This window comes from Labilithrix luteola (genome assembly GCF_001263205.1).
Classification (GTDB): Bacteria; Myxococcota_A; Polyangia; order Polyangiales; family Polyangiaceae; genus Labilithrix; species Labilithrix luteola.
Window position 1 is genome coordinate 2,253,428 of record NZ_CP012333.1, and the last position, 14,341, is coordinate 2,267,768.

14 protein-coding genes and 1 pseudogene are annotated in these 14,341 nt (G+C 64.1%); 4 read left to right on the forward strand and 11 right to left on the reverse strand.

Annotated elements, in window-relative coordinates:
• The first annotated feature begins 341 nt into the window (after positions 1-341).
• A complete protein-coding gene (locus AKJ09_RS54200; protein WP_205634114.1) occupies positions 342-1,739 on the forward strand; it encodes a hypothetical protein in 1,398 nt (465 codons plus the stop codon).
• Between the two features lie 43 nt (positions 1,740-1,782).
• On the opposite strand, the gene AKJ09_RS55520 is transcribed toward AKJ09_RS54200, so the two are convergent.
• The 6 genes and pseudogenes from AKJ09_RS55520 to AKJ09_RS10235 form a co-directional block, all read right to left on the reverse strand.
• The gene (locus tag AKJ09_RS55520; protein WP_275936616.1) at positions 1,783-1,914 is read right to left on the reverse strand and encodes a hypothetical protein; all 132 of its coding nucleotides are present in this window, start codon (positions 1,912-1,914) and stop codon (positions 1,783-1,785) included.
• A 1-nt stretch (position 1,915) separates the two neighbouring features.
• A complete protein-coding gene (locus AKJ09_RS56050) occupies positions 1,916-2,119 on the reverse strand; it encodes a Wadjet anti-phage system protein JetD domain-containing protein (RefSeq protein WP_420814251.1) in 204 nt (67 codons plus the stop codon).
• A 215-nt stretch (positions 2,120-2,334) separates the two neighbouring features.
• Positions 2,335-2,784: pseudogene (locus AKJ09_RS56055) on the reverse strand (DUF3322 domain-containing protein); the annotation flags it as partial.
• A gap of 706 nt (positions 2,785-3,490) precedes the next feature.
• Complete coding sequence (locus tag AKJ09_RS10225; RefSeq protein ID WP_146647012.1) at positions 3,491-3,901, reverse strand: hypothetical protein; 411 nt, start codon at positions 3,899-3,901, stop codon at positions 3,491-3,493.
• Positions 3,902-3,963: 62 nt separating this feature from the next.
• The gene (locus AKJ09_RS10230; RefSeq protein WP_146647013.1) at positions 3,964-4,305 is read right to left on the reverse strand and encodes a hypothetical protein; all 342 of its coding nucleotides are present in this window, start codon (positions 4,303-4,305) and stop codon (positions 3,964-3,966) included.
• A gap of 16 nt (positions 4,306-4,321) precedes the next feature.
• A complete protein-coding gene (locus AKJ09_RS10235) occupies positions 4,322-4,900 on the reverse strand; it encodes a hypothetical protein (protein WP_146647014.1) in 579 nt (192 codons plus the stop codon).
• A 116-nt stretch (positions 4,901-5,016) separates the two neighbouring features.
• Between AKJ09_RS10235 and AKJ09_RS10240 the strand changes: the two genes are divergently transcribed.
• From AKJ09_RS10240 to AKJ09_RS10250, 3 genes are all read left to right on the forward strand, one after another.
• Positions 5,017-5,952, forward strand: coding sequence for a LysR family transcriptional regulator (locus tag AKJ09_RS10240; protein WP_240488430.1), 936 nt, complete (start codon positions 5,017-5,019; stop codon positions 5,950-5,952).
• Between the two features lie 234 nt (positions 5,953-6,186).
• Complete coding sequence (locus AKJ09_RS10245; RefSeq protein ID WP_146647016.1) at positions 6,187-7,134, forward strand: hypothetical protein; 948 nt, start codon at positions 6,187-6,189, stop codon at positions 7,132-7,134.
• A gap of 413 nt (positions 7,135-7,547) precedes the next feature.
• Positions 7,548-8,135: a hypothetical protein gene (locus AKJ09_RS10250; RefSeq protein WP_146647017.1), complete on the forward strand. Its 588-nt coding sequence runs from the start codon at positions 7,548-7,550 to the stop codon at positions 8,133-8,135.
• A gap of 132 nt (positions 8,136-8,267) precedes the next feature.
• On the opposite strand, the gene AKJ09_RS10255 is transcribed toward AKJ09_RS10250, so the two are convergent.
• From AKJ09_RS10255 to AKJ09_RS10275, 5 genes are all read right to left on the reverse strand, one after another.
• On the reverse strand, positions 8,268-9,437 hold the full coding sequence (locus tag AKJ09_RS10255; RefSeq protein ID WP_146647018.1) for a c-type cytochrome: 1,170 nt from the start codon (positions 9,435-9,437) through the stop codon (positions 8,268-8,270).
• Entirely contained in the window at positions 9,434-10,786 is a 1,353-nt protein-coding gene (locus tag AKJ09_RS10260; RefSeq protein WP_146647019.1) for a DUF1501 domain-containing protein, read from the reverse strand. Before AKJ09_RS10260 ends, AKJ09_RS10255 begins: the two co-directional genes overlap by 4 nt.
• Before the next feature lie 11 nt (positions 10,787-10,797).
• Positions 10,798-11,514 carry a hypothetical protein gene (locus AKJ09_RS10265; RefSeq protein ID WP_240488431.1) on the reverse strand — a complete coding sequence of 239 codons (717 nt, stop codon included), beginning with the start codon at positions 11,512-11,514 and terminating at the stop codon, positions 10,798-10,800.
• Positions 11,511-13,478 (reverse strand): DUF1585 domain-containing protein, encoded by a 1,968-nt coding sequence (locus AKJ09_RS10270; RefSeq protein WP_146647020.1) that lies wholly within the window; start codon positions 13,476-13,478, stop codon positions 11,511-11,513. Before AKJ09_RS10270 ends, AKJ09_RS10265 begins: the two co-directional genes overlap by 4 nt.
• Before the next feature lie 321 nt (positions 13,479-13,799).
• Complete coding sequence (locus AKJ09_RS10275) at positions 13,800-14,279, reverse strand: winged helix-turn-helix transcriptional regulator (protein ID WP_146647021.1); 480 nt, start codon at positions 14,277-14,279, stop codon at positions 13,800-13,802.
• Positions 14,280-14,341 lie beyond the last annotated feature (62 nt).

The following is a 14,341-nucleotide window of genomic DNA, read 5'->3' on the forward strand; positions in this document are numbered from 1 at the left end:
CGAGAGGTCGGCAAACGGCCGCCGAGACTCACCGGCAAGCTCTCGCCAAACGAGACGTGGAACGTACCCGTGGGACGCTGAGCCGACGTCGTTCGTCGACCGGTCTCTGTGAAGGACATCGAGGCCGCGGAGAAGGCGCTCGTTACCCGTCACGGGGCACTGGCGATTCTATGCACGAACGAGATTGCTCGCCCGAAACGCTGCGAGATCTCAGCAGGGCGGCGCGCTTCAAGCTCGAGCAATCGCACGCCGTACGTGGTTCTCTTCGACTATCGCACTCAAATTTGCCCATTCGAAATTCGTGCATGGTTACCGGCGGAAGCCCGTGTAGATGGGCGACAATGAGAAGAGTCTTCACTTCTGTCGCTATTTCAGTATTTTCGCTCGCGTTGCCCATGGTCGGATGTAGCTCCGACGATACGGACGGTGTCGAAGCTCAAGCGAGCGCAGAGACCGACGCCAGCCTGTTCGAGATCGGCGGAACGGTCACTGGGCTCGAAGGATCCGGGCTCGTTCTAAAGAACAACGGCGCCGATGATTTGGCCGTGGATAGCGGCGGCGGCTCCAGCACATTCAAGTTCAAGACCAAGGTCGCAGCAGGCACCAAGTACGACGTCACGGTCGCGACCAATCCCGAGAAGCCCAGTCAGTCGTGCACCGTCGCTGGCGGTTCAGGAACGGTCGTCGCTGGCGGCGTTTCCACGGTCGTCGTCAATTGCTCCACGAACCGCTTCACCGTCGGAGGAACGGTGAGCGGGCTGGACGGAACGGGCCTCGTTCTGCAGAACAACAAAGGCGACGACGCGACCATCAACGCGAACGGCACGTTCTCGTTCGCGACGCCCATCGTCAGCGGCGCGGCGTTCCGCGTGACCGTCGCGACCCAGCCCTCCGATCAGTTCTGCGTCGTCGACGACGGCGATGGCGTGATGTCCGCCGCGCCGGTCAGCAACGTGACCGTGAGCTGCGTGAAGTCGTCATTCTCCAACACGGGGACTGGAGCGACCGGAACACTGCAGTCGTTCACTGCCCCGCAGACGCGCACCTATCGGATTGAAGCTTGGGGCGCGCAAGGTGCCTCCGGTGGTGCGGTGAAGCTCGGCGGGCTCGGAGCCCGCATGCGTGGCGACTTCGCTCTGACGAAGGGCGATGTGCTTACTATCCTGGTCGGTCAGGCGGGAACGCAGACGACGGACGACGGTGGCGGTGGCGGTGGCAGCTTCGTCGTCATCGGGACGACGCCTCTCCTCGTTGCCGGCGGCGGCGGTGGCACACGCGTCGAGTCGTCGTTCAATGGGCGCGATGCGAGCGTCGGGCCCGAGGGCGTCGCGGGTAGCGGCGAAAACGACGGGCCGGAGAACATCACGGCGGGCGGCACTGCGGGAAGCGGCGGCGGTTTCCAAGATAGCTGGGGCGCGGGTGGCGGAGGTTTCTCCGGCGACGGCGCGGACGACACCGACGGTGACAGTGTCTACGGCTACGGCGGCAAGTCGTTTCTCCAAGGCGGAGAAGGAGGGGGGTCCGGAACTGGATGCGATGGCGCCCCTGCGTTCGGCGGATTCGGTGGTGGCGGTGCGGGTAACGGCTGCAACGGAGGCGGCGGCGGTGGGGGCTACTCCGGAGGCGGCGGCGGTTGGAACGCGGGCGGCGGTGGCTCGTTCAACAGCGGCCTCAACCCGTCGAACAGCGCCGGCGCCCGCTCCGGCCACGGCCTCGTGACCATCACCCTCGCTCCCTGATCCTCGCGTGCGGGGCGGCGAACGGCGGGCGATCGAACAATCGTTACCTAACGATGGTCTCCACACCATCGATCGCCCGAAGCGCCGCCCCGCCCCAAGCCGCCTGCACGAGTTCGAACACGCCCGAGCTGTGCTGCGTGACGTCGGACGCGCCGTAGCCGAGGACCTCCCCCACGTCATGTTGGTCTCACCACACCCCCAAAGCCATGCTCGCGAGGTTGCTCCTTCAACCAGGTGAACGAGATGCGTTCTTGCTCGAGGCGCACGCTCGGACCGAGGCGGTAAGAAACGATATCTCCATAGAGCTCGCGCTCGGCAGAAGTGAGCCGTGAGATAGACCGTCCGGCCGACAGCGACAGATTCGCGACCTCCGCAACCATCGTACTGACGTCGCGGAGCCCTCCCACCGAACAATGTGGGTCGAGTGCACGGAAGCGAATGGTTGCCGGCTTCGAACGAAGCCCATAACGCTGCTCGACGGCTCGCGTTCCAAGTGCCTCGCGATCGATTGCCTGCGGTGAGAGAACGGCGTCAAGGAGCTCGGAGAAAAGCCCACGACGCACCTCGATGAATCTCGTGTCGATCCCGGGAGCTCGATCTGTCGAAGGTAAATCCCTGCCCTCGGATGCTCACGAAACCACGAGACGAGCGCGAGGATCCGCTCCCAGTCGTCTGCGTGCTCGAGAGCGGCAAGCGGTCGCCTCGCGAGCCAATCGGTGAGCTCGGGGAAGGCGCACCGCGTGATGTCGGCAAGCGCACGGAAGCGTCTCGCCCGCTCCCCTTTTCGGAGGAGCACCAGCGCGACGGTCAACAAGTACCGCTTCGCGGCGGCCTCGAATTGCTTCGCCGACCCAAGACGGCGGCTCGCACGCCGCGACGGGCACACCGGGCACCATTCCAGTCGCCTGCGCAACCGCCGTGGCCAACGACGGCGTGTGATCCATACGCGAGGCCATAGCGAACGCCGCGGACGGCAAACAAACCCACCCAGACTGCGTGGCCGGGAGCACGTCGAACACGCTGGTGCTCCCGTCGGCCTGTGCACTTGACTTCACCACCGAGGTCGACAACGGCGTCGCCGCCACGACCGTGCACGAGTGCAAGATTTCTCACCGGGTGTGCAGCGACGCAGACCCCTGCCAGCCTGGGGCCTGCGCGGTGGATCGATGTACGACCACGACCAACCCCAGGCATCACGCCTTCCTTTCCGGATGCGAGGTTGCGGATCTGAAGGCTTCAAGAATGCCCGCGCCGAGTTCCTCAGGATTCGCCGTGCCCTTCAATTCGACACTCCGACTCACGAGAGCCGACTCACTAGGCCCGATCGTACAATTGTCGACAGGAATGACTCTCAACCTGTTGACCACCAAGTTCCTAGCCAGCCACACATAGCGAGCGTTTTTGTAAAACGAAGGCCAGCCTTTGGCCCCGACCCAAGCGCAAATCTGCCTTCTCGACTCTTTAATTTCCCAGGGTTTGAATTTTGGCTCCTTCTCATTGAACGTATCGAGAGCAAGGAGACCAAGGCTGCCAATCTCGGACGCGCCTGCCCCCAAAGGGAGCGACCCCGCCAAAGCTACCCTTTCTACCGGGCCACCTCGATCGGGCCACTGCTGAGAACTTTCCTCGACAACCCAATACCGACCCATGAACTCGTAGATTGTTGCCGACTCGCTAGCTTCGAACATCTGAAACACAATCCATCCCTGTAACCGGTCGATCTTTCGGCTGAGCCGGTCGAACGACGCCCCCTAGCGGGCTTCGCTTGCTGGAGGAGGAGGCGGCGGCAGGGCGAGCGCGGCGACGTCAACGAAGACGCGCGCGGCGTTCTTGTGGTCGACGAGGACCGCCAGCGAAGCTCCTGGCTGAACACGCGCTGCGTGGATCTGCGGGATGCGCGCCTTGACCTCGGCCTCGTACGGGGTTCCGCCCTTCGGAAACACCTTCATCGAGATTGTCGGACAGAGATCGCCCGCATCGGGGAACCAGGAGCACTTGTTTCCGTCGATGCGCAGCACCGAGGCGACGGCGGGGACGGCGTCCGACGGAGGAGAAGAGCTGCACGCCCCGAGCAAGAGCACACCAAGAGCAAACGCCCCGGCGAGCGCTGTGGCGAGCGCTCTGGCGACAGTGCTGCGTCGGTGCTCGAGTCCATCGTTCATGCCGAGCAGGATAGCGCGAAGATGGTTCGTCGTCCTGGCGCACTACCTTCGAGGCGCCAGGGTCACTTCTTCCGCTCGCACTTGCAGCGGATGCTCTGGGCAGCAGCGGCGTCGTTCATCGGGTCGAGTCGCCAGTAGAGTTGAGCGTGAGTCGTGGGCGCATCCGTGTGGATCACGGCGTTGTAGCCGGCGATCCCCTTGGGCGAATGGCCGGCGGTAGCCGACTCCAAGCACACACCGCCGGGGACGCCTTCGTTCGTCGACACTCCGTCGCTCGCGCAGATGTAGACAGCCTCTGGGGTTGGGGCTCCTGCACCCGAAGGGTGGCTACAGGCTCCACACACGAAAGCGCCGAAGACGCTCCCCATCACGGCAACGATTGCGATCGCGCTCTTCTGGCTCATCGCTGGAATATAGTTACTACCGCTGTCGTTCGAGAAGGTCAGCTCGCTGGTTTCCTAAGGCGCGATCGCAACGTCCGAATTCCAACGTTGGATTTCCGATCACAGACCTCTCGCGCCCCAGAGCGGCAACGAGGTAGAACGCGCATACGTGAAGCGCGCTGTAGAACGCCGCGCCGATCGTCGGCCCGTGCAGGCGGGTGTCGCGCGCGAGTTGCCGGCCGAAATCCAACCACCCGAGCCAGATCTCGCTCACGAGAATGCCGAGGAGGCCGGCAACGTTCATCGCGACGAACGCAGACAATCCCCTGCCCGAGCGACGCACGAGGAGAACGAGCGCCGCCACCGCGAGTGTTGCTGCGATGCCGTCCCCGATCGCTACCCCGACGAGGAACGTCGGCGACGGCGAGTGCGGGATCGCGGCAAGCGATCCTGCGACCCCTCCAAACCGGAGCACGTTGAGAGCGGCGAGGACGATGAGTGCTCTGCGCGGCTCTCGCATCTTCATCGCTGGGACGAGCGCGACGAGGACGAGCAACGCGAGCGTGAACGCGAACGTCTCGAGCGCGTACTGCCCGAGAATGGAGGCGGGGATCATGGTCGGCCTTTCTGACGCACGCCGTCCGCGGGCGTCCGCGCTGCGTTGCGACGAGGTGAAGCTAGGGCACGAAGGTCATCACGGCCATTGATGACTCGTGATAGATGTTGTCACTGATGGTGAATGTCTCCGGGGTCGACTTGAACCTCTTCGCCGTCCTCGGAGCAGTGCTCGCCGAGCGGAGCGTCACGCGCGCGGCGAAGCAACTGCACGTGACGCCGCCCGCGGTGAGCAACTCGCTCGCGCGGCTACGCGATATCCTGGGCGACCCTCTGGTCGTGCGCAGTGGCAACGGCCTCGTTCCAACGCCGCGCGCGGAGGAGCTCGCGCCCCTCCTCGAGAGCGCGCTCGAGCAGCTGAAAGTCATCCTCGATTCCAAGCGTGGCTTCGTCGCGACCGAAACGACCCGCGTATTCACACTCGCGGCCGCGGACAGCAATCAAGTGTGCGATGTGCCGCGTGTCATCGAAGCCTTCGCGCAAGAGCTCCCACGCGCCAAGTTACGCATCGTGAGCTCGGATTATCTCCTGAGCTCGGGCGGTCTCGCGACGGGCGAGATCGACGCTGCGTTCGGCGTCGATGGGATGCCGCTCTCCTCAGGATGGCTCTCGCGCGCGGCGTACGACGAGGTCGGCGCGCTCGTCGTTCGGCGCGATCATCCGCGGGTGCGCAGGCGAATGACCCCGGAGCTCTTCAACTCGCTCCAGCACATCGACGTCCAGGTTGCGTTGGGGCGCACCGGGACCGGACACGACATCGCCGAGCGCATGTGGCGTTCGCTTGGGCTCTCGCGCGAGGTCGTCCTCTCCGTTCCGCACTTCGTCGCTGCGGCGATGGCGGCCGCGCGGACGGACTACGTGGCGGCGCTGCCGAGGCGCGTCGCGGACACGCTCTGCGCGATCTTGCCGTTGAAGATCGTGCAGCCGACGTTCACCCTCCCCGCCGCTTCGGTCACGCTCGTATGGCACGCGCGGACCGATGCGGACGCCGGTGCGCGGTACTTCCGCGATTTGATCGTCCGCGCCGTGCACGCACCTCGCCGTCCGTCGTAACGCTGCCGCTCGTTGAGCGCGTGGTGCTCAATACACCTTCACTCCTCGGATGCAGTCTTGCTTCCGGTGGAAATGGCTCAGGAGGTTGACGAGCTGGAAATCGGTTTGCATCGATGGGTCCTTGTCTCAACCGTTGCCGCGTTTGGGCTCATACGAGTGTTAGGATGACGCCATCGCAATGACCATGACGTCGCCACGCGCGCGATTGGCGACTCTATCGACGGGGACTACAACGTGAAGCAGATCACCGAAATCGTCAGCGTCGCGCCGATGCGCGACAAGCTCTATCTGCTCTTCGTCGACTACGAAGAGGGCGATGCCGGCAACGGCACCGGGCAGGTGTACCGGACCGACGGATCGCGGTCGCCGGACCTCGAGCCGGTGCTCAACACCAACGACGTTCTGCGTCGCCTGTGGGCATCCCCAAGCGGCGCGCTGTGGATCGCGAGCGAGAACGGCCATGTCCACACGAGCGCGCCGGTGACCTGGCCCGCCCCGACCCAGCCAGGCCTCGACATCGAGTCCCTGCTGTCGGGCATGTCGTTCACCAGCACCACCTTGCCGCCATCACGGGAAGCGGGCGGACGGCCCACGCTGGGCGCGCTGTGGGGCATCGACGACGACAATGTCTACGTGGCAGCCTCGGGCGGCGCCATCTACCAGTGGAACGGCCGTGAGTGGCGGCTCGCGTTCGTGGCAGACGCCGAGATCCGCGCCTTCGGCGGCACCGGCCCCGCCGACGTTCATGCCGTCGGCGAGAAGGGCACGCTGCTCCACTTCGACGGCAACGCGTGGTCGTCGCAGGCAGTGCCCGACGCCGTCTCCGCCAGCGACACGTTCACCGGTTGCCGTGTCGCCACGGACGGCAGCATGCTGGTCAGCAGCATGGGCGGGCGAGTCCTGAAGGGCTCGTCAGCCGGGTGGGTAGTCCTCGGACAGGACGACCGACGTCAGTTCCTGGATATCGCGCTCATCAGCGACCGCATCCTGCTAGCAGCCCGGGACCACGGCTGCGTCGAGCTGACGCCGGATGGCTTCGTCGAGCTCAAATCGAACTTCCATGCCTCCCAGATCGTGCCGAACGGCGACGTGGCGTATTTCCTGGGCGCGTCCCCGGTGACGGCATACATCGAATATGCCCCAGCCGACGAGGACCTACCCTGGGCGCGCATCAGCTTCTGACGCGATGTCCGTCGGTGCCTCAGCCCGTCCGATGGTAGGCTCATAGCATGCGTGGAGACATCGTCTATCGCATCTACGGCCGCCACCAGGGACGCGTCAACGATTCATACTTCGGCACGTTCCGTACACGCGCCGAGGCCGAAGCGGAAATCGCAAACCTCGTTCTCCGGGAAATGCACGGCCAGAACTGGGCGGCGCAATATCACAACGAGGGTTTCGTCGTGCGAGAGCATGCGGTGGCGACGGATTTCGAAGTCCCGACGCGTCCGAAGCCTCGGGATAGGTACGCGGTGGAGATTGCGACGGTGGAAAACGGTCCGGGCGTTTGGGCATCGCTTCGCGCCACCGTACTGAAGCGCACCGAGATGAATGCGTTCGAACGCATTTGCGAGTACGAACGAGACTATCCTTCGATGTACCAAGCGTTCGAGCCCTTTCGCCAAGCAGGGCGCGAGCTCGCACTCGTCTCCCGTCACTACACCCGGGCGGCGGTGCTGGACCTCGCCTCCGGAAAGATCATAGCCGAGGAAACCGAGGATCCTCCCGGCAGCGGGTTCTGCCCTATCGGATTCTATGTACCCGACTGGTGGGATATACATGACGCTTCCACCATTCCCGGGAGCGAGTACTGGAATGCCGATGACGAGTGGCCATTGGGCGACTTTGGCTTTGTCTGGGGCTGCCACTGGGGCGACGACACTTCCTGGAAAGTTCAGTACCTGGATCTCCGACGCGTCCACGACGGAATCATCGGAAGAGACGACCGGTTCGGTTACGTGAAGCTCGCAACCACGCCGACCGTCGGCTCGGCCTCCCTCATTTTTGATTCATCGACTGTCGGCTCCGCTCACGCGACGCCCTCCTTGCCGCCAGCATTCATCGATGTTCAGCGGCACGCAGGCAAAACGCGCGTTCGGTTCAACGTGGAGCTCGACTTCGACCTCGAATCCGGCGTCGTCGATGCCGACGACCTCTCGGGGATGAACCGGTCACGAGCCTGATGTCGCGAGCCTAGGCGTCCGTGGCGGTCGGCGTGTCTCGAACGACGAGGACCGATCGTTCTGCATGTGGCGACCGCCGAGGCTAGCCCGCTGGACTTGGTCGACGCATCCCACGTCGGCGGCACACGCTCCTCACTTCTCGAGCCACGCGCGAATCGCATCGCGATCTGCATCGGACAGCGGGTGGCCCTTCGGAGGCATGCTGTGGGCGACGAGCACGCGTTCCTGGATGAGCGCGCGCTTACGACCCCATGCGGCCTCCGTGGAGAGATCCGTTCCCGAGATGCCGTCGGGCTGGTGACACGCCGCGCACGACCGCGCAAAAACGGGCCCGACCGACGCCGACCAGGTCGACGTATTCGATACACTCGACGGCGCGCTCGCATCGCCCAGAGATGCGAAGCGTTCGAGCTTCGAGCCGTCCAAGACCCAAACGTCTCCGCTCGGGGAGGACTGCAAACTCACGTCGCTTGCGAGGGCGGCGCCGACCGTCGTTGCAACGCGGTCGCCCTGGACGATGCCTAGCTCACCGCGGTCGGCGAACCACACACGATCGCCCGAGGCCACGAGCCCGTGGATCCCATCGTGCCCCGCGTCGTACACGAGCGTGAGCGCACCTCCCGCGTCAGCCGCATAAACCGCTCGCTTCGTCGCGGCGTAGAGCCTTCCCTTCGAGTCGAGCGCGGCCCAAGCGGCCCCAGGCAAGGCAAAATGGGTAACGACGCCATTCGTCGCGTTGACGACGTCGATACCGTCTTTCGTGATTCCAGCGCCGAAGCCACCTCCGCCGGCCAAGGAGGCGAAGGCAGGGCCTGCAAGCACTTCGATTCGACTCGAATTGGAAAGCGCTATTTCGCCGTCGAGCAAGAAGCCAATGCGGCCCGACCCCACCATGACGGCGCGACGAACACGTTTGTCGTTCAGCTGGTAGCGGGCGGAAACGTCTTCGAAGCCGTTCATCGCACGCAAGCGATAGAGACGACCTTTGGCGTCGATGCCCACGACCCATCGCCCGCCGCCGTCGGTTCCGTCGATGGCGCCTGCGGAAACCCAACCTTTGACGTGGTCGTCGTGGGCAACCTGAGCGCCGCCGGAGAAGATACTCACGCCGTCATCGCCGAATACGCAAATGACATTGCCGTCGTCGGCTACTGCGCGCACCTTTCCAATCGGCGCGTTGGCGGCATTCCAAGAAACAGGTCGCACGGCGAGCGTGGCCACCGCGCCAGCCTCTCGACTCTTGGGCAACGGACCACAACCGACGGCTAGCGCGCCGACGATGGCAACGAGAGCGAGCTTCATGCCACGAGCAACTCTTTCACGACCTCTCCGTCGCGCATGTATTTGCGAGGGTCGATCGCAAATGCGCCAAGCATCGTCGCCAAGAGATCCGGCGGGGCGATGGCCCGTTCACCGTCGGTGAACGTCTTTGCCGGCATGGGGAGGAGTTGCTCCACGTCTGTCTTTCCGAACGCCATGTTCGTCTTGAACCGAGGTGACACGACCAAGGCCGAGTTGTTCGGATAGTGGTCTCGCCCCATCGCGAGATTGATTTGCGGAGTTCGACAGAACTCGCTGATGACCATGATGTGGGCGTGGTCGGAGAGCTTCTTCCCTGTTTTCGTGGGGTGAGGCGTTTGATCGAGCGCCTTGAGTAGCGTTGCGACCATGTCGAAGAGCTCTTGCTGGTTCTGCGCGTGCGTTCGGTAGTTGTTTCCGTGGGTGTCGAAGCTTCCGCACGCGAAGCTCACGCAGCGAACGATGTTTCGCTTCATCGCCTCGACCGCGAATGCCGCATTCACCGAGGGGCCGCCCGCGAATCGTGCCTTGTAGTTGAATTCGGGGCGCAGCTGCCTGAGGCTGTTGGCCGTGAACACCTCTTGGAGGTTCGTTCCGAGCATCCGGCGAAGGCTCTGATACTGGAGATCGAGCCCGTCGAGCACGCCGGGATAGGTCGACCGCTTCGCGAGATCGGCGGCCTCTTCGGAGAGCAGCGCGGTGACCTTGTCGCGCTCGGCATTGCTGTCGAACGCCTGCGCCCGAAAGAGCGTTCGCCCCACCGAGCCCACGTCGTCGACCGCGAGCGGAACAGCCCGGCGATCGAGCTTGTCGCCCACGAATGCCGACGGAAAGCGGAGCGAAACCGTCGGCAGCAGCTGCTCGGTGCCGAGCTCGTTGGCCAGCATCGTGTCGATGCTGGAAGCCGCGACGCGTCCTCCTTGCGGATGCCGCCCCGTCGCAGAGAAGGTGGCACCGTCGGGATGGGCGACCGTGTTCATCGCGAGACCGTTCACCACCGTGATGCGATCGGGCATCTCTGCGAGTGCGCCGATGCCGGGCCCGAAAACCAGATTCGAACGCTTCGGTCGAACGAGCTCGAAGGTCTTGTTGCCGTCACTGAGCGGCGCATCCACCCAGAGCCGAAGCTGGGCCTTGTCCGTATTCTCGGTCGACGCCGGATGGACGATGCCGCGCATTTCGTTTCGCGGATCGGCCCAGAGCGTGACGTCCCAACCGCCGGAGGCATGCACGAAGACGAAGAACTCGCCATCGTTTGCCTTGGTGATTTCAGCGGCCATCGAGCGGAGCGGTACGAACCCCGTGAGCGCGGCGGCCGACACGACCTGCAAGACTCTTCGGCGGGTAATCATGGCGTACGCCCTCAGTAGAGATGAAACTCGGGGTGACGAACGAGCCCATAACAAATCGCCGCCCACCCGGCTTGCTCCGGCGTGAACTTCGATTTCGGAAGGGCCTTCCCGTGATTGGCGACGATGTCCTGGTACAGGGCGAAGTACCGTTTCGTTCGTTCCTGCGGTGCCACCCCGACGGGATAACCGAGAAACGTTCGATGGAGAACGTCGAAGCGCTTTACGAATTGCGCTTCGTCCATCGGCGTCGTCGCAGCGTCGAAGGCAAAGACGACGCGGTCATTCGCAGCCACCGTGTTTCCACGCTTGCCGCCCAATCCTTCGAGATCGTGCTCCACCGCGCGATCGCAAAGCGCGATTCCCAAGCGCTCGAACGACGCCACCATCAGGGCGTTCGTCTGCGTCTGGCGAGGAACGTCGAGCCGGTAGTCGGGAAATCCCAGCGACGAGACGTAATCGTCCCAGGTGTCGAAGAGGTTGTTCCCGTCAGAACCGCGCGCCTTCTTCTGCGTTTCGATCGGAGACAGGCCGCCGAAGAGCTGGAGATACGTCCGCATGTAAACCTCGGGCGGAACCATGCGGAGCTCGACCTTCGGCGCCGTGTCCTCCAGGAGAACCTGCCGCGGCGAGAGTTTGCCAACGGGCGTTCCGACCACGCGCTCGGGCGGGCGGCCTGCGCAGCCGGCGAGGAGCAGAACGAACATGCCTTGCAGCGCGCGCCCCCTCACGGCTTGTCTCCCGCGTCCGGCGCGGAGCCCACGTTGTTGGCGTCACGGTATTCGCGTGAGCGAACGATGCCGCGCACGAGCGCCCGCATGCGGTAACCGGAGGCTACGAAGTCCTTCTGGAGCGACGCGAGGAGGGCTGCGTCGTCCGGCGATGTCGGTCGGCCGAGGAACGACGAAGTCACGCGCTGCACCGCGCACTCCGCGAACTCGGGCATCTGCGTCACCGCCCGACCGGCGCCAACCGGCTCCGCGTCAGCATTCGAAATCGAGCCATACGCGCTGCGCAGCGTCGCGCCCTTGTCGTCGGCAAAGGCGACGTCGTAAAGCGCATTGCAGTTACCATTGAGTTTGCCGTTCTTGTCTTTTCGACAAGCAGAATTGATGGCCGGGAAATTCGTCGCCGGAAGAAACACCGAGCTCGACGGCTCGACGCGCGCGAAGTACGCGGCCAGCGGTTCGAGGGTAGCGTGGCAGGTTTGACACCCTGGCCGCTTCATCAGGTTCGGCTCCGTGGACGGCGTCAGCTGGGCATTTTCGGCGACGAACGACTTGCAGAGAAACGCGTTGTAGAGCACGGCGGCACGAGCACGCGCCGTTGCGTACTTCTGCAAGAACATCGGCGTCGTCAGAATCCCAGCGGCGTGCGGTCCGCGATCGGAGACGAGGCGCCACGTATCCACGTCGTGAGGCATGAGGTCGGCCGGCACGTTCTTCGGATCGAAGAGCGGCGAGAGCTCCTCGTTCATGCCGAAGCTCGTTTCGGGGCCGCAGCAGTTCGTGCGTTGGATGGTTCGATAGAACTGGGCGAGTGGCCCGTTCACGAACGACTGTCGACCGGTCAGGATTTGGCGAAAATCGCGGTCCTCGTCGAAGAGATCATCGAGAAAGTGCACGGCCTCGCGCGACCACCAGTACGGGTACCAACGCTCCGCACGTTGCTTGGCGAGGTCGAGCGGGAAGCCCGGCCCGAGCGGCATCTTGTTCGGGAAATAGAAGGCGTTGCCTTCGCCATTGCCGTCGTTCGGAATGCATCGCTCGAGGCCCACGCCGCATCCACAATCGACCGCGTTTTCGAGCGCAGCCCGAGTGTCACACGAAACACGCTCGCCCTTGTGTTGGAGCGCGAACGGCTTGTCGAGCGGCGGCGGCGAGGTCCGGCCACCGGGGAGCTTGTCGTCGCGCCCCGGAGCCTTCGTGCGTCCCGACGTGTAGACGTGCCCCAGCTCGGACGTCGACGCCTCTTCACGGCAAATCCGGATCGCCGTCGTTGGCTTGCCGTCCGGCTCGCTGAGGAGCGATTCGACCGGCTTGTACTGCACGTCGGGATTGCTCCACTCCGCCATGTACCGCTGCGTGGGCTGCGCGGATTTGTAATCGCGATAAAGCCACCACGGACGCACGAGCACCGTGCGCTCGTCCAAAAGCTTCTTCGAGATCGGTTTTAGTGTCCCCACGTCGGGCGCATTCGGACGAACGACAACGCCCATCTCATCGGGCGAGAAGCAAAACTCGCCATCGACAGCGGCGGCCTCACGCCGCTGCGTGCGCCGGTAGTAGACCAACGTCTTCGTTCCGTCGGCCTCGAGAACCTCGTGACGGTAGAGCTGTGCCGGCGCTGGCGAGAAGTTGAGGTTTGGCTCGAGACGGAGAAGGTCCATGTAGATGCGCGTGAGGCGCTCTACGTACGTCGGACCTCGGAGGCGACCATCGATCCATTTGTCGAAATCGAAGTTCGGGCGCTCGAACGCGGCGATCTCGTCGCGCGTTGGCATGCGACCGAGCAAGTCGATCGAAGCGATGCGAAAGTGCCGATAGTCGTCGAGCGTTCGCGGCTTCGCCACCGGCGTATCGGGAGCCTTCGCGCTCGGCGCACTACGCGCGTCGAGGGCGAACGGAACGCTCACCGCCAGAACGACGATGGAAACCAAGAGGGATGCAAAGACGTTCCCGCGCGAACGTGACAAGCTGTCTCTCCTACTCGGTGGTGACGACGAGTCGCGTCATCGTCACGCACGAAGGACGCGCGAACCAGCGCGGAATTCCACGCGCGAGATTAATTCTGCGTCATGTCCACACTGCCCCCGATCGCGAACTAGCGAAGGCGATGCGGTGCACGCCGCGTGCACCTCGCCCCGTCCACTGCCGGCATGTTCAGCGCTGCTGACGCATCACGCTCCTGAAGGCTGCACGCAAGAAGCGCCTCGAAGCTGACATTCGTCGACGAATCCGCGCTACACGTCGCTCAGTGACCTCGGGGAGCAACGTCGGACACTCCGCTGAAGCACTCAACCTCGCCGAGCCAAGCGGGCTCGCGACGCGGAGCTGTCGACCTTGCGAACTTCGGTATCGGTATCGCTGAGAGGTTGACCGGACGCGCTTTCGAGGCAGAGAGGCCGGATCGCTCGGCCCGTCTTTTTTTCGACCAGGACGGAGTGGGACTCCCCGGGCTCGAAACAGTGGGCCTCGCCCCATTGGCGCAGCCCGACGACAACCGGGAACAGCGCGCGGCCTTTCTCGGTCAGAACGTAATCGTGGTGCGCTCCGCCGTCTTCGGGCGCCACCAGCGCGAAGATCCCAGCGTCCACCAACGCTTTCAGCCGCGTCGAGAGGATCCCTTTCGAGATGTCGAGGCTGCGCTGGAATTCGCCGAAGCGGCGCATGCCGTCGAATGCGTCGCGCACGATCAGCAATGTCCACCAGTCGCCGATCACGTCGAGCGAGCGCGCCACGGGGCAGGTCGCGCCGTCCATACTCTTGCGCTTCATCCGTGCTCCGCGGGAATCGTCATTTGGTTCTAAAATAGTACTGGCTAGGTCACGACTCAAAT